Genomic DNA, 16929 nt, shown 5'->3' with positions numbered 1-16929 from the left:
TATGAAATTCGGTGTAATAGGAGGCGCGGGGCGCCTGGGAGCGACAACCGCTTTTTGTGTGGGTTTGCGGGACTGTGTGGAAGAAATAAAATTAATGGATGTGAAGGAGAATTTTGCGGCAGCTAATGTGATGGATATGAACCAGGCATTTCTTCCGGTGAGCCGGACAAAGGTTTCTCTGGCAAAAGAGTATTCGGATTTTTCTGACTGTGACATCATTCTAAGTGCTGCAGCAAAGCCGTTTTCTAAGGAGATCAAAGACCGGGCGCAGGAGCTGCAGATGAATGTAGAAATTATAGCTCCCATCTGTGAACAATTAAAGAAACATTGTAAGCCGACAACGGTTGTCATTGTGTCTGCAAATCCGGTGGACGTCTTTGTCTACATCTACCAAAAGCTGCTGGGTTGGGATAAAAAACAATTTCTGGGTCTGGCAGGCAATGATACGATTCGCCTCAAATGGGCCACTGAAATGATTACAGGAAAAGAATATGCAAATATCGGCGCACTGTGTATCGGTGAACACGGGGGCGGAGCTCTTCGGCTGTATGAGTCCATGACCTATGGAGGTGTTCCCCTGGAACTTACCCAGGAAGAGCAGTCGCAGATAGAGAGGGAATGCGGTGAATGGTTCAGGCATTGGACGGATTTGGAGACGGGCACGACTACCGGCTATACTTCCGGAGTAACAATGTCAATGATGGTGGAAGCTATTGTGAAGGACAGGGATCTTATCCTCCCATGTTCGACGCCGCTTTGTGAGCATCTGGGGTATTCCTCATGCGCCATGGGCCTGCCGGTGAAACTGGGAAGTGGAGGCGTGAAGGAAGTGATTATTCCACAGCTCACCCCAGAGAGGAGACTCGAACTGGACAAGGTTGCGGAAAAAATAAGCGGTATGATAGCAAGTGCAAATTATTAGTGAACAGGCATTCTGCAGAAAGGGGGAAGTTTATTGTCTCTATTATTAGCAATAATTCCCATTTTAATCGTATTAGTTGGAATTGTAATACTGAAAAAACCGGCCTGGATAGTCGCTCTGATAGGCGTCGCCATTACATTTTTACTTGCAGTCACAGCATTTTCCGGAAAACCGGCCGGTATGCTTGATACTTCCAGGAGCGGTGTGATAGCTGCCCTGCAGGTGGCATTTCTGGTATGGGGCGCATTTTCTCTGTTAGAATTAATGCAGGTCAGCACGGGCATGAATCGCATAAAAACAACGGTTAGTTCTCTCACCAGAGACCGCCGCGTGCAAATTGTACTCATTGCTTTCTGTCTGGGAGTATTTATTGAAGGAGCCACAGGAAATGGTGCGCCGGCCGCAATTTTGGCCCCATTCCTGCTGGGATTGGGATTTCAGCCCCTGGTGGCTGCCGCCGCCTGCCTGATCTGCAATGGGGTGCCGCCGTGCTTTGGAGGTGCGGGAGTTCCTACAATTGCCGGCATGAGCGCGATTACAGGGACCGTACCGCTGGAGGATATTGTTGCCATGACAGGAAGATTTCTGGCGGTAGGATGCCTGGTGGTGCCAATTGTTCTTTTGATTGTCTTGTATGGGACCAAAAGTTTAAAAGGTATGTGGGGATATCTGGCGACGGTATGTATAGGCATGAGTATAGCTATGCTTTTAGTGTCTAACTTTATCGGAGCCGAACTATCAGATTTAATATCCGGTGTAGTGGGCGTGATTATATCCGTCGCTTATTTAAAGCTGGTGGGCGTCAGGGAAAATGCTGCATACATAAATGATTCTTCCACAGAGTTTGAAACAAATCAGTCAAATTTCAAAGCCTTTTTGCCCTATCTTCTGCTCCTGATTTTACTGCCTGCGGTGCGCTTTAGCTTTCCGCTGAGTGCACTTACGAAGTACGGCTATGCCACCTGGATTGGGGCTGTTATTCATATTGTAGTTCTCATCAGTTCATTTTTTATGGGGTGCGCAGATAAATTTTTGTTGTGCGAGAAGAATGCAATTTTAAAATTAATCAAACCTATTATCACACTGTGTTCCCTTTACGCTTTGGCAAACCTGATGAACAGTTCGGGTATGATCTCCCAGATTGCTCAGTTTCTGGCTGACCTGGCCGGGAAGTTTTATCCTGCAGTCTCTGTCCTTATCGGTGCAATCGGAGCGTTTATTACGGGATCCTGCCTGGGATCCAATAAATTGTTCTGCATGCTCCATCTGGAAGCGGCAACTACACTTGGCATCAACCAGATAGTAGCGGTTACGAGCAGCAGCGCGGGAGGTTCCCTGGGCAATATGATTTGTCCGAATAATATTATTGCGGTAAATGCAACTCTGGGATTAAAGAATGCCGAAGGAGAAGTTTTTAAAAGGACTATTAAAGCTTTTATTATTATGACAATCGTTTACTGCGTTTTGTCCATGGTATATGCATACCTTTTATTCCCTAATTTTGGCACATAATGCAGCGTGTTCATGCCTGAGAGACCGGGAGGAAACCTCAGGCATGAATCAGCTTAAACTGGTTTTTGTGATACTCCAGAATTCCTTCTTTTTGCAGCTTTCCCAGTTCACTGGACAAGGCGCTTCTGTCTACGGACAGATAGTCTGCCAGTTCCTGTCTGTTAAACGGAATCATAAAATAAGAGGAACCGGCCTGCACTGCCTGCCAGGAGAGGTAGGACAGGAGCTTTTCTCTTGTTGTCCGTTTGACAATATGCTCCATTTTCTGGGTGAGCAGGATATTCTTTTCTGCCAGGATGTGAAGCATGTTCTCTATGAGACGGCTATGAAAATGGCATGCAGAGGAGCAGGTGGTAATAATCCGTTTATAGTCAATGAAAAGTACATCCGTGTCTTCTCTGGCTACCACACTTACCGGAAGATGGTCCGCTTGTGCACAGGCAAAAGCCTCCCCGAACATGCCTCCTGCTCCTATTCTGGCCAGGATAGCCCGGTTTCCCCAAAAGTCTTCTTTGATCACATGAACGCTGCCTTCCAGTACAATCCCCACATTAACAGGAGGATCCTGTGCGGTAAGAATATAAGAGCCTTTATTATAAGTCTTTTCCGAAGAGGACAGGCAGCCAAGCATTTCCTCGATCTCATGTTCCTGCACCCCGAAAAACAGAGGTGTATCTTTTAGAATTTCTATTTGTTTTTTCATTTTCCCTCTTTTTGTTGTAAAAACAACCGATTTACTACTGCAAGTATAGTATGCTTTCCTCAGATAGTCAAGAAACCAAAGGTAACGATACATTTTGACTCAGGGAGGCTGAAGTTATGCTGAGAAAAATAATTAAAATTGATGAAGAAAAGTGCAATGGCTGCGGTCTGTGTGCAAAAGCCTGCCATGAAGGTGCCATAGAAATGGTAGATAACAAAGCCAGGCTGATGAAGGAAGACTACTGCGACGGCCTGGGTGACTGTCTTCCGGTCTGTCCTACAGGCGCCATATCTTTTGAAGAGAGAGAGGCAGCCCCTTTCCAGGGATGTCCGGGCAGCCAGCCTCAGAAATTAAACGGATGTCTGCGGCAGTGGCCGGTACAGATTAAACTGGCACCCCTGTCAGCCCCTTATTACCAGAACGCAAGGCTGCTGATTGCCGCGGACTGTACGGCTTATGCCTGCGGAGATTTCCACCGGGAATTTATGGAGGATAAGGTAACGCTGATCGGCTGCCCGAAACTGGACAGTACAGATTACAGCGAGAAACTGGCATCTATTCTCATGGAAAATGAGATTAAAGATATTACGGTTGTGCGCATGGAAGTGCCCTGCTGCCGGGGAATGGTGCAGGCAGTGGAGGATGCTGTGAAAAACAGCGGGAAAAATTTACAGGTACACACCGTAACAATTGGAATTAAGGGTAACATTCTGAAGTAAAACAACCCGTTAACGGGATAGAGAAAAGGAGATCAATACTATGGGAAACATGTTTTGTTATCAATGTGAACAGACAGCCGGATGTACCGGCTGTACAGGAAAAGCCGGAGTCTGCGGAAAAAGTGCAGATGTTGCCAAACTGCAGGATGAACTGACAGGAGCACTCATAGCCTTGTCCAGGGCGGCGGAGGGAACTATGCCTCAGGAGAGTACCCACCGTGCTATGATTGAGGGATTATTTATCACACTGACGAATGTAAATTTTGACCAGGAATCCATTCAGTCACAAATTAAAAAAGTGAGAAGAGAGAAGGAAGCTCTGGTGTCACAGTGCTCTGTGTGCAGGACGCCCTGCGGGAGAAATGACGAATACGATATGGAAAAGCTATGGAAGGAGGAACCGGATATTCGTTCCCTAAAATCCCTTCTGCTGTTCGGATTAAGAGGAATGGCGGCCTATGCCTATCATGCTATGGTGCTGGGATATTCGGACGAAGAGGTAAACCAGTTCTTTTACAAAGGAATGTTTGCGGTGGGAGCGGAACTCCCCATGGAGAAGCTGCTCCCTCTGGTCCTGGAGGTGGGCGAGGTTAACCTGAAATGTATGGAGCTTCTCCACAGGGCAAATACAACTGCCTATGGGATTCCTTCTCCTGTAACCGTTCCTCTTTCTGTCCCGAAAGGCCCCTTTATTGTAGTAAGCGGACATGATCTCCGTGACCTGCAGCTTCTTCTGGAACAGACAGAAGGAAAAGGAATCAATATTTTTACACATGGAGAAATGCTCCCGGCGCATGCGTATCCCAAATTAAAGGCATATTCCCACCTGAAAGGAAATTACGGAACCGCCTGGCAGAACCAGCAGAAGGAATTTGCAGATCTGCCTGCACCGGTACTGTTTACCACGAACTGCCTTATGCCGCCAAGAGACAGCTATAAAGACAGAGTGTTTACTACAGATGTAGTTGCCTATCCGGGAATGACCCATATCGGCGGGGAGAAGGATTTCACACCTGTAATAGAAAAGGCCCTGCAGCTGGGTGGATATCCGGAGGATATGACCTTTACAGGCATAAACGGAGGTACCCAGGTGACTACCGGATTCGGGAAAGACGCTGTCTTAGGCGCTGCCGACACTGTGATTGAAGGTGTCAAATCCGGAAAGATCAGCCATTTCTTCCTGGTAGGAGGCTGTGACGGGGCGAAAACAGGAAGAAATTATTACACGGAATTTGTACAGGAGGCGCCTAAGGACAGCCTGATTCTTACTCTGGCATGCGGAAAATACCGTTTTAACGACATGGATCTGGGAACGGTATGCGGGCTGCCCAGAATCCTGGATATGGGGCAGTGCAACGATGCTTTCAGCGCTATTATGGTGGCAGTGGAATTGGCAAAGGCATTTGACTGCAGTGTGAATGAGCTGCCTCTGTCTATGATTCTCTCCTGGTACGAGCAAAAAGCAGTATGTATCCTTCTGACCCTTCTTCATCTGGGAATACAGAATATATATCTGGGGCCAAGTCTGCCTGCTTTTGTCTCTGAAAATGTACTGAACTATCTGGTAGAGAATTATCACATTGCGCCTATCAGTACCCCGAAAGAAGATCTGGCAAGAATACTGCAGGTGTAGGGGTCAGGCATCCATACGCTCTGTACACAGAATAGATATGAGAGTCACATATTCGTCCATCCGGGTGATGGCCATCTCATTTAAGCCTATCTCATAGGAATACCCCCGCAGCAGTAACCCGTGGGAATCCGCGTAAGACATAAGTTTTTGATATACAGAAGGGATATCATCCCAGCTTCCTTTACAGAAAGCCTGAAGGTACCTGCCTTTGGGCTTTTTGTAAAGGCCTTTTTTAGTCTTGGGCCTGCTGATTCGTGTAAACAGATAGTCATAATCCGTGTAATTGCCTGCCTGTATCTTCTCTGCCGACAACATACTGCCGAAGCTTTTCCGGTAGGGAGTATAGGCTGTTATTTCCTTCATGTGCCGGATGAGTGCAGCCATCTCCTGCTCTGGATCAGAGACCGCCGGACTTAATGCCAGATATTCTTCCGGGCAGTCTTTTATGGTTATCTGGTTCAGCTTTGCCGATTCGGAGAGAGACAGCATTTTATCCTTTTCTTCCAGAATCTCCTTTATGGCCTTCAGTCTCCTGACAGAGGCATCAATTTCAGAGGTCTTTTGCCGAACCATCTCGTGGAAAAGCCTGGCGGAACGGTGGTCCATATAATGTCGGATTTCATTGATTGACATACCTGCTTCCCGCAAGGCCAGAAGCATTTCCAGTGTCAGACTCTGTTCATAAGTATAGTACCGGTATCCGTTGCTGCCCTTTTGGGCAGGAGAGAACAGGCCGATCTCATCGTAATAGTGCAGCGTTCTCTTATTTACGCCTGTCAGCCGGGCGAATTCCCCGGCGGTAAACAATTGCTTTTGGGGGGTCATTGGCATCCTCCTCCGTAAAAAATTCTTCTTGACATTACAGTTACTGTATCCTTTATTATACCCAAAGGGCGCTCCCCAATGCAAGTACTGCGGGAGGGCACAGGTTTCCAAAAACTCAAGTCAAGGCAGGGAGGATTATTCGCAATGATTCATGAAATTTATAAAAAACCCATTCGTATGGGCAGTGTACTGAAGTTTACACTGCCTACAATTGTAATGACACTGGTGCAGTCGCTGTATTCTATGGTTGATGGTATATTTGTGGCAAATTTGATAGGTGAGTCGGCACTGTCTGCGCTGACCCTGATTTCCCCTTACTTTAATATACTCACAGCAGTTGCCGCGATGTTTGCCTCCGGGGGGAGCGCTGTTGTTATGAAAAAGATGGGAGAGGGGCGTCACAGGGAGGCATGTGAGGACTTTACCATGCTGATGCTCTGCAATCTGCTGATAGGCGGCATTTTTACAATTACGGGAACTGTTTTTGCAGGGCAGCTGTCGGGCGTTTTCCATGCTTCCGCGGAGGTTTCCCTTTACTGCAAAGAATATCTGTTTTCATATATGTTCTTTGCAGTCTTTCATCTGCTGTTTTCTAATCTTGAAATGTATGTTATCGCTTCGGGAGGATCCGGCCTTGCCATGTTCAGCTCAATCTTTGGGGGAATCTTTAATATTCTATTTGATTATCTGCTGATAAAAGTGTTTTCCATGGGAATGAAAGGGGCAGCCATTGCCAGCGGCATGGGAATGATGATTCCCTGCCTCACTATGACAGTATACTTTATGCGTAAAAAGCATATGCTTCATTTTGCTATGCCCGGATTCCGGCCGGGAATACTTCTGAAGACAGCTTCTAACGGCTTTTCCGAATTCTCAGGAAATCTGGTAAGCGGCGTTGTAATGCTGCTTTTTAACCAGTGTATGCTCAGATACGCAGGGGAGGCTGGAGTTGCCGCCAGCACTATTATTTTTTATGTATTCGGGTTCATGAGTGCCTTGTATATGGGGTATATGTTTGGAGTATCTCCTCTTCTCAGTTATTTCTATGGGGGGAATAGCAGGGAAAAACTGAGGAAGCTTAGAAACATCAGCTTATTCTTTATCGGCCTGGTTGCTGCAGTTACAACAATATGTGCAGTTGCCGGTTCAGAGAGTCTGGTTGGTATATTTGCACATCCGGGAACAGAAGCATACCTGTTAGCCATACGAGGTAATAAACTTTTTTCCGCTGCACTGCTCTTGGTGGGTTTTAATACTTTTTCCAGCATGCTTTTCACAGCATTGTCCAATGGCCTGATTTCTGCAGTCATTTCTTTCAGCAGAACATTTCTATTCCTGATAGGAGCAGTCGTGACACTCCCCGTACTGTGGGGACTGGATGGGCTGTGGCTGGCAGTGCCGGTCTCGGAACTGATGGCGGCAGTGCTGTCCTTTTTCTTTTTTGAAAAGTATAAGAAGAAATATGGGTATTAAGAAGACGTTTTCCGTGGTAGAATCATACTATCTAATAGACAGCGGATCAGGTGAGGAGATTTTATGAGTATACAGGACGAATTAAGAAAATTTCATAATGCATATCCTCTGCAGAGAGCAGAGATAGAAAGAAAAGAGTTTTTTTACAGATATCACAGCGGCGGTGAAATTACCATCGTATTATTTACAGGAGGAATTGGAAAAACAGAATTGTTCTGGGAGCTTTTTCAGTCGTTGTCTTCCGAATACTCCGTACTGGCTTTTGACTATCAGGAGGGGTACGCAACCTGCCGGGAACTGACAGACGCAGTGGCTGCCCTGCTGTTCAGGCTCGGAGCGGATCGAAACTATTTGTTCGGACAGTCCTACGGGGGACTGATGGCACAGGTATTGGCTAAAAATCATCCTGAGGCAGTCGAAGGTCTGATCCTGACAAATACAGGGACCTTGGCCAAGGACATGGACAGAGAAGGCAAAGAAGGGATGGAGGCTCTGATCAGAGAACTGCAGCAGATCACCAAGGTCCTCCGGCATGTTCCCCTGGGACTTATAAAATCCGCTCTCTGGCCCATGGTGAATAAAAAATTGACAGGGTACAGCCAGGGCCAGAAAGAGTATGTGGCACAGTTTGTACGTGTGCTTATGGAGGAACTGCCGGTCTCCTATGTGGAACACGTCTGCAGGCTGGTTCTGGATCTTAAGAATTGCTGGGATCACACACCGGAGGATTTTTTAAAGTACAGAGGAAAGGTTCTGCTGATGCTGTCAGAGAAAGATACTACATTTAACCATACTGTGAAAAAAGCCCTGGAAGATATCATGCCAGAGCCTGTGATCCGCAGAGATATCAGCGGAGGGCATCTGGCCATGCTGCTGGAGACAGAGGGATATGAGAGGGTTATTACTGCGTTTTTGTCGGAGAGGGGATAAAGTATCACCAGACATTCCATGTCTACCCGCTTTTTACAGCAAATATATGACTTTTCCCGCTTTGTGTCGTGTATATTGCTTACTGTGAAATGTTACTATATGGCTGAAAGGAGGCTTTGCCGTGGATCAGAAAAAAACTGGCAGTTTCTTTAAAGAACTGCGCAAAGAAAAAGGACTGACCCAGGAACAACTGGCTGAACAATTAAATGTATCAGGTAGGACTATATCACGATGGGAAACAGGCAGTAATATGCCGGACTTAGATCTCCTTATTGAGATAGCAGATTTTTATGAGGTAGAGATAGGGGAACTGATTGATGGAGAAAGGAAAGGCGGGATGATTATGGATAAAGAAATTAAAGAGACGGTTTTGAAGGTTGCAGACTATAGCAGCGATGAGAAGATAAAGCTGATGAAAAAACTGCATGTTTTTGCCTGGGTAGGTGTTATATCTTTTCTTATTTTCTTAGCTTTGGACTGCACAGGGATGGCAGAGGGAAGAGTTCCGGGGGCATTTGCGGACTTCTGCGAAGGTCTGGCCCTGGGTGCATTAATAACGGCTGTAATGTATACAAGCAGACACATAAATAAAGTCAAAGTACTGAAAAAGAAACTTCTTCACCGCCAATAGTTGGGATGAAATCAGAGCGGTATTATAGTTTTTTGAAGATAGATAATTGGGACATTTCTTACGAAAATGTAAGCCAATCTTTCTAATTGTAAGTAAAATCAATGGCAGAACAAAAATGGATTCTCTATAATATATTTAAACGTTCGGTGTATGTCGTACGTCCCTTAAAGGGTGTGGGAGAAGAGGCGCCTTTGGGTATATCATACATCGAGATATAAGAACAAAGGAGAATCCATATGATCAATAGAATAAAGATACAAATAATAATTCTTGGAGGCGCAGTACTTGCCGTTTTGCCTCTCACCTTTATTGGCTGTACTAAAGAGGCAGCACTAAACAAATATCACAGTGCTGTAGAAACAATAGGTGCACTGGAGCTTACGGCTTCAAATTTGCTGAAAGGGGAAAGGGAAGAAGGTCTGGATAGTTATGTGGGAACTTATCATGCAGTGTATGAGGATTTTTCAGGAACAGAGATGCTCTTTGGAGGGACGTCGGCCAGAGAGCGTGAGGACGGCGATGAACTGACGGTAACCTGTGAACTCACTATTGAGAACGGAAAAGCAGAAGTGTTTTTTATCTCTGGGGATGAGGAAAAACAGGTGTTGGTAAACACGGAGGAGAAAAAACAGGTTTCTGTCACCTTGCCGACAGCCAGCAACTATATCGGTGTCAGCGGAAAGTATTTTTCAGGGGAGCTTAAGTTACGAGTAGAATAGAGAACTCAGCAAGGGGCCTTTGGAGTCAGTTAGGGCGGTTTAGATTTTGTATGCACTGCCCCTATTCCATAAATTGAAAGACCAAATATAGTTGTAGCCGTATTTAAAAATCAAGGTGTAACGCTTATGGAGTTTCATGAAAAGCTGCCAGCTCTTAGGAAACAAAAAAATTAATACAAGAAGAGTATTCTGAAATGTTATTTGTTTCAAGGACTGCCATATCAAAATGGGAATAAGGACGTTGTTATCCAATAGAGAACTGATTTGCATCGCCGAAAAAGATAGTAACCAAAAAACATAGCATATATGTGATTTAGTATTTGGATTAATAGATTGTTCTGTTGTGATGTTGTTTTTTATCCCATTGCTAAAACGCCTATGACATGAAGCGTATCATAGATGTGACAGTGAAATTCTTTCATTTTTTGCACTCTGAAGTTAAATTATGTTTAGGTAAGAGCCATTCATATTAAACAAAAAGGAGTAGACAAATGAAAGAAACAAAGAATAAAATTTAAAGCAATTTTATTGTAACTGTAGGGCTGTGGGCTTTGTTCATCCTATATATAGTGGTGATTAGGTTAATTGATGTACGTCCAATCGGCCCACAGGGTTCATCAGTTGGTTTTCACAAGTCAACCAACATTTTCATACGCTGCTTGTAGTAGATATGCTGGGCATTATGCCTACGTCTCTGATGCAATTCTATTGCATAATTTCAAGCAGAATATAGTAAATGCTGTTTGTGGCATCTATGCAAGTTATACGGTCATTGGACGGGGTCTGTCCGGTGCTCACTGGATTACTGATATTGTAGGCGGGATAATGCTCAGTACAGCACTTGTTATGTTGTACTATTCCATAAATAAATGGGCAGATAGTAACCCAGTCGAAAATGTTAAGGCTAGGGCGTAATTGCCTGTAAGCACCTTGCCATTAAGGACACATCCGCACCCTCTTGCGTATTGTCAGGCCCTTTCTTCAGTAAAATATGGCTGTTTAAACGTCCGCCCTTCGGTGAGTGAATCCTGCCTGCCAGTTTTTTTCTTGTTTTTTGCACAGGAAAATGATATATTTACACTGTTATACGAATATAAAATCTGTAGAACCGGGCCGAAAATACTTTTAGAGAGAAAGTAAAACAGCCTATTTTTATTTCTTTATATTACATATTTTACGTGTATTATGCACAAATTTTGAAAGTATTTTCAAAATAAGATAAAATATTGAAAATAAAATCAACAGGTTTTATAATGATGATTACAAAGGTGATCATAATAAATAATGATGAAAAGGAGATTGGGGTAATATGGTGATTTATGCAGTTAAGGATTATGAGGAAATGAGCAAAAAGGCGGCCAGTATCATTGGGGCGCAGATTCTTATGAAGCCTGATGCGGTTTTAGGGCTTGCCACAGGCTCTACACCTGTAGGGACTTATCAGCAGCTGGTAAAATGGTATGAGCAGGGAGATCTTGATTTTTCCGAACTGACTACGGTTAATCTGGATGAATATAAAGGACTTCCGGGCGATAATGATCAGAGTTACCGGTATTTTATGAATACAAATCTTTTTGACCATGTAAATATTAATAAGGAAAAAACCTTTGTGCCAAACGGACTGGAAAAGGATGCTGTCTATGAGTGCGGCAGATATGATAAAGTGATAGAAGCCACAGGCGGCGTGGATCTTCAGCTGCTGGGCATCGGCGGCAACGGTCATATTGGGTTCAACGAACCGTCAGATGCATTTGAAAAGGGAACTCATTGCGTTGCATTGACAGAGAGCACCATTCAGGCTAATGCCAGATTTTTTGACAGCATTGATGATGTGCCGAAATATGCGTATTCCATGGGAGTAGGCAATATAATGGCAGCCAAAAAAATTCTGCTGGTAGCTTCCGGCGAAGGAAAAGCCCAGGCTGTTTATGATTCTTGTTTTGGACCAATTACCCCTCAAGTACCTGCTTCCGCTCTGCAGCTGCACACGGATGTAGTAATTATTGCAGATGAAGCAGCTCTCTCCTTATGCAGAGAAAAAGGAGTGCTGTAAGGAATGATAATTAGAAATGGTTCTGTCTTCGGGGAAGATGGAAAATACACGGTTCGGGATATTTATATTGAGAACCATAAAATTGTAGCTTCCCGGGAGGAAGTGACAGATGTAACTGAGATAGACGCGTCAGGAAGGAAGGTGATTCCGGGCCTGATAGATATCCACAGCCACGGTGCGTATGGCCATGATTTTTCCGACGGAGATGCAAAAGGTCTTGAAATAATCCTAAAGTATCAGAGGGAACATGGAATTACGTCTTACTGCCCGACTTCTATGACACTGCCCAAAGATCAGCTGCTTGCTATCTTTGGTACAGCAGCAGAAGTGGAGGGAAAAGAAGGCTGTGCCTCTATTCCGGGAATTAATATGGAAGGTCCCTTTATTGATGTGAAAAAAAAGGGCGCCCATGTAGAGGAATATATTGTTAAGCCTGATGTGGAATTCTTCAGGGAATGTAATGAGAAGTGTGGTCATTTGATTCGTTTGGTGACCCTGGCACCTACCGCAGAGGGGGCTATGGAGTTTATTGATCATGTAAAAGATGAAGTATGTATTTCCCTTGGCCATACTTCAGCAGATTATGAGGTGGCCAGAGAAGCAATGAGGCGGGGAGCGCATCATATCACTCACTTGTATAATGCGATGCAGCCATTTACCCATAGGGAACCTGGTCTTATCGGGGCAGCCATGGATGATCCACAGTGTGTTGTGGAGTTAATCAGTGACGGAATCCACATTCATCCGTCAGTGGTGAGAGCAACCTTTAAGATGTTCGGACCGGAGCGTGTGGCACTTATCAGTGATTCTATGATGGCAACCGGTATGGAGAATGGTACCTATGAACTGGGTGGCCAAAGAGTTACGGTGAAAGATCAGAAAGCAGTGCTGGACAGCGGTACTATAGCAGGTTCGGCTACCAATCTGTTTGATTGTATGAGAAAGGCAATATCCTTCGGAGTACCGGAGGAAGAGGCAGTTCTGGCCGCCACCAGAAATCCCGCCAAAAGCATAGGAATCTATGACAGAACCGGATCAGTGACAGTCGGCAAAGAGGCTGATCTGTTACTTGTGGATGACAAACTGAATCTTATCCAGGTGATTTAGCATTTACTGAGAAGAAAGGCAGGAGCTGTTTGGTATGACAGCACCTGCCTTTTCTTAATAGTAGTTTTAAGTTTTTATCACAGAATAGACACAATTCTGGGATAAAGTGGTGGTTGTGGTGAGGACACTGGATATACATATAAAGGGGAGTATTTATGACAATAGAGCAGTATAACGATTTAGTACAGCCGTATATGGATGCCAGCCAGATTCTGATGTCCAGACTGGAGGCATTGAATCACAATCTGGAAGAAAAGTACCAGAATTGTCCGATTCACTATATTCAGCACAGGATTAAGAAAAAGGAAAGTATCGAAGGAAAATTAAAGCGGCTGAAGCTAAAATCCCATCCCGAGGACGCAAAAGAAAACCTGCAGGATATCGCCGGAATCCGGGTGATTTGTTATTTTGAAGAGGATATATACCATCTTGTTGTCACCATTAAAAAGCAGGGAGATTTGGTGCTCATAAAAGAGAGGGACTATGTAAGAGAACCAAAGCCCAACGGATACAGAAGTTATCACCTTGTTCTGGGGGTACCGGTATACTATGAAGACGGTATGGCGTATTTCCCCGTAGAGATTCAGCTTCGTACAATGTCTATGGATTTTTGGGCAAGTATGGAGCACAGAATCTGCTATAAGAGAACGTGTGAGGACAAAGAGAAGATGGCAGGAGAGTTCTTATCCTATGCCAAGATGCTTCAGGAGATAGAAAAGAAGTTTGAAGACAGCACCGGGGACAGGTCAATTTGAATTGGGGACAGGCCGGATCGAATTTGGGACGTGTTCCTTTTAAAAAGAACACGTCCCCTTTTTTAACCCCCGGATTATGTAAGGTAGAATAATTCCGGCTTTTTATATTCCGCACATTTTTTTCCGAATTTTTTGGCCGCAATTTTATATAAAGGTCCATGATATCCCCTGGAGTTTTTCGGGCAAATCTGGATGCAGGCACCGCAGGAGATGCAGGTGTCTTTTTTTGTTTTCTTTGGATTGGCAATATCTATGGAATGAGTTGGACAGACTTTGACACAAAGACCGCAGGCTGTACATTTTTTATCTCCACTGGGCTTTAATGGTACATTTCCAGGCTGGCAGTAAGGAGAATTCCCCTTCACCTGAAGGTCTGTGGCGGTATTTTCCTTAAATTTATCTAGAATGACAGAGGATTTCTCACTGAATTCTTTTAAGATTCGTCTGTCTTTGGTGTCCGGACGGTTGGGAGCCACATCCTGAAATATGGAGTGGCGTGCTATAAAAGCACCGGCGGAGATAAGAGAAAAACCGTTTTCCTTCAGCAGATCTCTTAATTCTATTAAGGCATCATCGTAATCTCTGTTTCCGTATACCACAGCTGCAATTGCGGGCGTATTGGAACCTCTCAAATTTTTAAGCATTTCTGCACACATCTTGGGAATCCTTCCGGCATAGACAGGCATGCCGATAATGAGTAGGGTATCACTGGATAATTGCTCCTGCTTAGTCAAGGGCTGCTCCATCAGGTCAAAGGATACACTAGGACCGCTGAATTGCCGGGCAATGGCGGTAACCACCTTTTTTGTAGTACCTCTCGGACTAAAATAGCACTGAGTAATTTTTCTGATTTGCATTTTATTTCCTCCAATCTTATAACATCCTATCACATCACGCTTTTGGGGTCAATGGCGTTAATTTTAACAGAAAGAAGCAAAAATCTTTTTTTTCTGCAACCTTTACACTCCCTGTACCGTCTAATTATTGTACAATGAAAAAGCAAAAGCTTACCCGGGAGCTTGCAGAAAGGAAGGTTGCCAGTAAGGTGATAGATAAGAAAGAGTTAAAGCTGGTGAAAAAGGCCGCAAGAGGCAACGTGAATGCCTATGGACAGTTGGTGGAGATATATAAGAAGTATTTATACCGTATGGCTTATACATATACAAAAGAAGAGCAGAGTGCACTGGATATTGTCCAGGACTGCATTTTAAAGGGGTTTGAATCAGTTAAAAACATACAGGAGCCTGAATACTTTAAGACATGGCTGACCAGAATTCTAATCCATACAGCAGTGGATCACCTGCGCAAAAGTGACAGATATGAAAAGTATGAGGATTCGTATACAGGAGAAGCGGAAAAAGGGCTGGGACTGGAGGAAAAATGGGATTTATACGATGCAATAGATGCTCTGCCGGAAAAATTCAAAACAGTTATTATCTTGAAGTATTTTAACGAAATGCAGATACAGGAGATTGCTTATGCCATGGAGATTCCTGAGGGAACCGTAAAGTCCTATCTGCACAGAGCAAAGTCAGAGCTGAAAGAGTATCTCAGGGAGGATTATATATATGTACAATGAATTTCATAAGATTCCGATTCCGGAAGAAAAACTGGACAAAACCATAGAGAAAAGTATAGGTATTTTAAAAAGGAAAAGGAGGCGGAAGATACAAAAATATACCATGGTCAGCGTGGGGAGTCTGGCGGCTGTATTTGTCTGTATCGTTGTAGTCTGCATTGCCAACCCGGTGATGGCCAGTAAGCTGCCACTGCTCGGGGATATCTTTGCACAAGTGGAAAAGGATATTTCTTTTTCAGGCGATTATTCCCATAAAGCGCAAAAGCTGGTCCCTGAAGAGAATACCGTCAATGACCCGGGTGCAGAAGGCGGGGAGAAGGAATTGGAGGTATCTGCACAGGCTTATTCTGCCACAGACAGAGATATCACTTTGACAGCCTCAGAAGTATACTGCGACGGGACTTCACTGTTTATCACAATAGCAATGGAAAGAAAAGATTCTCTGGGAGTTATGTGGGGGTATGATAATCAGTATGCAGGATGGGGAGATGGAGCCGGAGAGGCTGATTTGGTACAGCTTTTGGGCAGCTATTCCATTAACGGTTCAGAGGAAAAGGATTACGATTTCAGCCTGGAGGGGAAACAGGTAAACGGAACTACGTTTCTGGGAGTCGTGAAAATTAACCTGATGGAAGAATTACATGCAATAGATACGCCTTACGAACTGAAAGTGTCCTGGGATACAATTAACTGGGGCGATAAATCAGGTACCGTAGATAGTGATGTGGCAGGGGAAGGCAATGAAGGGATATGCTTCTTTCGGGGGGAATGGGATCTTACCATACCAGTATCTGTTACCTCAGACAATGTTCAGACATATGAAATAAACAACACCAATGAGGATGGTATCGGCATAGGCAAAGTTATGGTTACCCCTTATGAGGTAAAGGTAGAACCCATAGAACCTGAAATACCGTCAGAGCAGATCAAGAAGATATATGACGATGCCCAAAAACAGGCAGAAGAGGCATTGGGAAAAGAACAGGCGGAAGAATTCTATACAGAGGCCTATCTGGACAGTTCCGAGCCTCTTCATATAGGAGTTGCTGTTTTCGATCAGGATGGACAGAGAGTGCGCTGGGTAGAGGATATGGGAGTCTATGAAACCTATGCACTGAAGGAAAAAGAAATTACGAAGTTATCTCTGTATGTAATTGTAGATGATATTACGGCCATCAAAGCAAAAGATCAGGAAAAGGCCGCCGCATGTGCGTTATATTCGGAGGAAATAGTGCTGGAAAAGTGATTAGGGACAGGGCATCTTTGTTTTGGGACACCCTGAGATGATTTTGGGGCTGTCGGGAAATAGATAGCCCTACACAGGGGCAGGCGTGATTCATACGAATCACGCCTGCCCCTGAAAATTAT

At 44.5% G+C, this 16929-nt stretch carries 16 protein-coding genes; 13 read left to right on the top strand and 3 right to left on the bottom strand.

Annotated features, from left to right (window positions below; translation table 11 throughout):
- The first annotated feature begins 1 nt into the window (after nucleotide 1).
- On the top strand, nucleotides 2–922 hold the full coding sequence (locus GKG41_RS15545) for a hypothetical protein (RefSeq protein WP_154260280.1): 921 nt from the start codon (nucleotides 2–4) through the stop codon (nucleotides 920–922).
- Nucleotides 923–955: 33 nt separating this feature from the next.
- Nucleotides 956–2434, top strand: coding sequence for an L-lactate permease (locus GKG41_RS15540; RefSeq protein ID WP_154260277.1), 1479 nt, complete (start codon nucleotides 956–958; stop codon nucleotides 2432–2434).
- Between the two features lie 37 nt (nucleotides 2435–2471).
- Here GKG41_RS15540 and GKG41_RS15535 read toward each other — a convergent pair whose 3' ends face one another.
- Nucleotides 2472–3137 (bottom strand): Crp/Fnr family transcriptional regulator, encoded by a 666-nt coding sequence (locus tag GKG41_RS15535; RefSeq protein WP_154260275.1) that lies wholly within the window; start codon nucleotides 3135–3137, stop codon nucleotides 2472–2474.
- Nucleotides 3138–3253: 116 nt separating this feature from the next.
- On the opposite strand from GKG41_RS15535, the gene GKG41_RS15530 reads away from it, so the two are divergent.
- Together GKG41_RS15530 and hcp are read left to right on the top strand one after the other, a co-directional pair.
- Nucleotides 3254–3856: a 4Fe-4S binding protein gene (locus GKG41_RS15530; protein WP_154260273.1), complete on the top strand. Its 603-nt coding sequence runs from the start codon at nucleotides 3254–3256 to the stop codon at nucleotides 3854–3856.
- A 40-nt stretch (nucleotides 3857–3896) separates the two neighbouring features.
- Nucleotides 3897–5489: a hydroxylamine reductase gene (gene hcp, locus GKG41_RS15525; RefSeq protein WP_347563341.1), complete on the top strand. Its 1593-nt coding sequence runs from the start codon at nucleotides 3897–3899 to the stop codon at nucleotides 5487–5489.
- Between the two features lie 3 nt (nucleotides 5490–5492).
- Here hcp and GKG41_RS15520 read toward each other — a convergent pair whose 3' ends face one another.
- Nucleotides 5493–6314: a MerR family transcriptional regulator gene (locus tag GKG41_RS15520; RefSeq protein ID WP_173015637.1), complete on the bottom strand. Its 822-nt coding sequence runs from the start codon at nucleotides 6312–6314 to the stop codon at nucleotides 5493–5495.
- A gap of 144 nt (nucleotides 6315–6458) precedes the next feature.
- On the opposite strand from GKG41_RS15520, the gene GKG41_RS15515 reads away from it, so the two are divergent.
- From GKG41_RS15515 to GKG41_RS15485, 7 genes are all read left to right on the top strand, one after another.
- Nucleotides 6459–7787, top strand: coding sequence for an MATE family efflux transporter (locus tag GKG41_RS15515; RefSeq protein ID WP_173015638.1), 1329 nt, complete (start codon nucleotides 6459–6461; stop codon nucleotides 7785–7787).
- Nucleotides 7788–7850: 63 nt separating this feature from the next.
- A complete protein-coding gene (locus GKG41_RS15510) occupies nucleotides 7851–8717 on the top strand; it encodes an alpha/beta hydrolase (protein WP_154260266.1) in 867 nt (288 codons plus the stop codon).
- A 121-nt stretch (nucleotides 8718–8838) separates the two neighbouring features.
- Nucleotides 8839–9348: a helix-turn-helix transcriptional regulator gene (locus GKG41_RS15505; RefSeq protein WP_256282416.1), complete on the top strand. Its 510-nt coding sequence runs from the start codon at nucleotides 8839–8841 to the stop codon at nucleotides 9346–9348.
- Nucleotides 9349–9584: 236 nt separating this feature from the next.
- Entirely contained in the window at nucleotides 9585–10067 is a 483-nt protein-coding gene (locus GKG41_RS15500; RefSeq protein WP_154260261.1) for a hypothetical protein, read from the top strand.
- A gap of 1309 nt (nucleotides 10068–11376) precedes the next feature.
- Nucleotides 11377–12120 (top strand): glucosamine-6-phosphate deaminase, encoded by a 744-nt coding sequence (nagB, locus tag GKG41_RS15495; RefSeq protein WP_154260259.1) that lies wholly within the window; start codon nucleotides 11377–11379, stop codon nucleotides 12118–12120.
- A gap of 3 nt (nucleotides 12121–12123) precedes the next feature.
- Nucleotides 12124–13227, top strand: a complete 1104-nt coding sequence (nagA, locus tag GKG41_RS15490; RefSeq protein ID WP_154260257.1) for an N-acetylglucosamine-6-phosphate deacetylase — start codon at nucleotides 12124–12126, stop codon at nucleotides 13225–13227.
- A 155-nt stretch (nucleotides 13228–13382) separates the two neighbouring features.
- Entirely contained in the window at nucleotides 13383–13982 is a 600-nt protein-coding gene (locus GKG41_RS15485) for a (p)ppGpp synthetase (protein WP_154260254.1), read from the top strand.
- A gap of 74 nt (nucleotides 13983–14056) precedes the next feature.
- On the opposite strand, the gene GKG41_RS15480 is transcribed toward GKG41_RS15485, so the two are convergent.
- Nucleotides 14057–14839, bottom strand: a complete 783-nt coding sequence (locus GKG41_RS15480; protein ID WP_154260252.1) for an EFR1 family ferrodoxin — start codon at nucleotides 14837–14839, stop codon at nucleotides 14057–14059.
- Nucleotides 14840–15027: 188 nt separating this feature from the next.
- Here GKG41_RS15480 and GKG41_RS15475 point away from each other — a divergent pair, with 188 nt between their 5' ends.
- Together GKG41_RS15475 and GKG41_RS15470 are read left to right on the top strand one after the other, a co-directional pair.
- Nucleotides 15028–15561 (top strand): sigma-70 family RNA polymerase sigma factor, encoded by a 534-nt coding sequence (locus GKG41_RS15475; RefSeq protein WP_226904312.1) that lies wholly within the window; start codon nucleotides 15028–15030, stop codon nucleotides 15559–15561.
- Nucleotides 15551–16807: a DUF4179 domain-containing protein gene (locus GKG41_RS15470; protein WP_154260247.1), complete on the top strand. Its 1257-nt coding sequence runs from the start codon at nucleotides 15551–15553 to the stop codon at nucleotides 16805–16807. The genes GKG41_RS15475 and GKG41_RS15470 overlap by 11 nt, the downstream gene beginning before the upstream one ends.
- Nucleotides 16808–16929: the final 122 nt, after the last annotated feature.

This window comes from Lactonifactor sp. BIOML-A5 (genome assembly GCF_009677585.1).
GTDB lineage: Bacteria > Bacillota > Clostridia > Lachnospirales > Lachnospiraceae > Lactonifactor.
Note: the sequence above shows the minus strand (reverse complement) of the source record. Positions and strands in the feature narration are given on the sequence as shown.

Coding starts and splice junctions, on each gene's coding strand:
- GKG41_RS15545 (WP_154260280.1), top strand. CDS start 2: ATGAAATTCGGTGTAATAGGAGGCGCGGGGCGCCTGGGAGCGACAACC.
- GKG41_RS15535 (WP_154260275.1), bottom strand. CDS start 3,137: ATGAAAAAACAAATAGAAATTCTAAAAGATACACCTCTGTTTTTCGGG.
- GKG41_RS15530 (WP_154260273.1), top strand. CDS start 3,254: ATGCTGAGAAAAATAATTAAAATTGATGAAGAAAAGTGCAATGGCTGC.
- hcp (WP_347563341.1), top strand. CDS start 3,897: ATGGGAAACATGTTTTGTTATCAATGTGAACAGACAGCCGGATGTACC.
- GKG41_RS15520 (WP_173015637.1), bottom strand. CDS start 6,314: ATGACCCCCCAAAAGCAATTGTTTACCGCCGGGGAATTCGCCCGGCTG.
- GKG41_RS15515 (WP_173015638.1), top strand. CDS start 6,459: ATGATTCATGAAATTTATAAAAAACCCATTCGTATGGGCAGTGTACTG.
- GKG41_RS15510 (WP_154260266.1), top strand. CDS start 7,851: ATGAGTATACAGGACGAATTAAGAAAATTTCATAATGCATATCCTCTG.
- GKG41_RS15500 (WP_154260261.1), top strand. CDS start 9,585: ATGATCAATAGAATAAAGATACAAATAATAATTCTTGGAGGCGCAGTA.
- nagB (WP_154260259.1), top strand. CDS start 11,377: ATGGTGATTTATGCAGTTAAGGATTATGAGGAAATGAGCAAAAAGGCG.
- nagA (WP_154260257.1), top strand. CDS start 12,124: ATGATAATTAGAAATGGTTCTGTCTTCGGGGAAGATGGAAAATACACG.
- GKG41_RS15485 (WP_154260254.1), top strand. CDS start 13,383: ATGACAATAGAGCAGTATAACGATTTAGTACAGCCGTATATGGATGCC.
- GKG41_RS15480 (WP_154260252.1), bottom strand. CDS start 14,839: ATGCAAATCAGAAAAATTACTCAGTGCTATTTTAGTCCGAGAGGTACT.
- GKG41_RS15470 (WP_154260247.1), top strand. CDS start 15,551: ATGTACAATGAATTTCATAAGATTCCGATTCCGGAAGAAAAACTGGAC.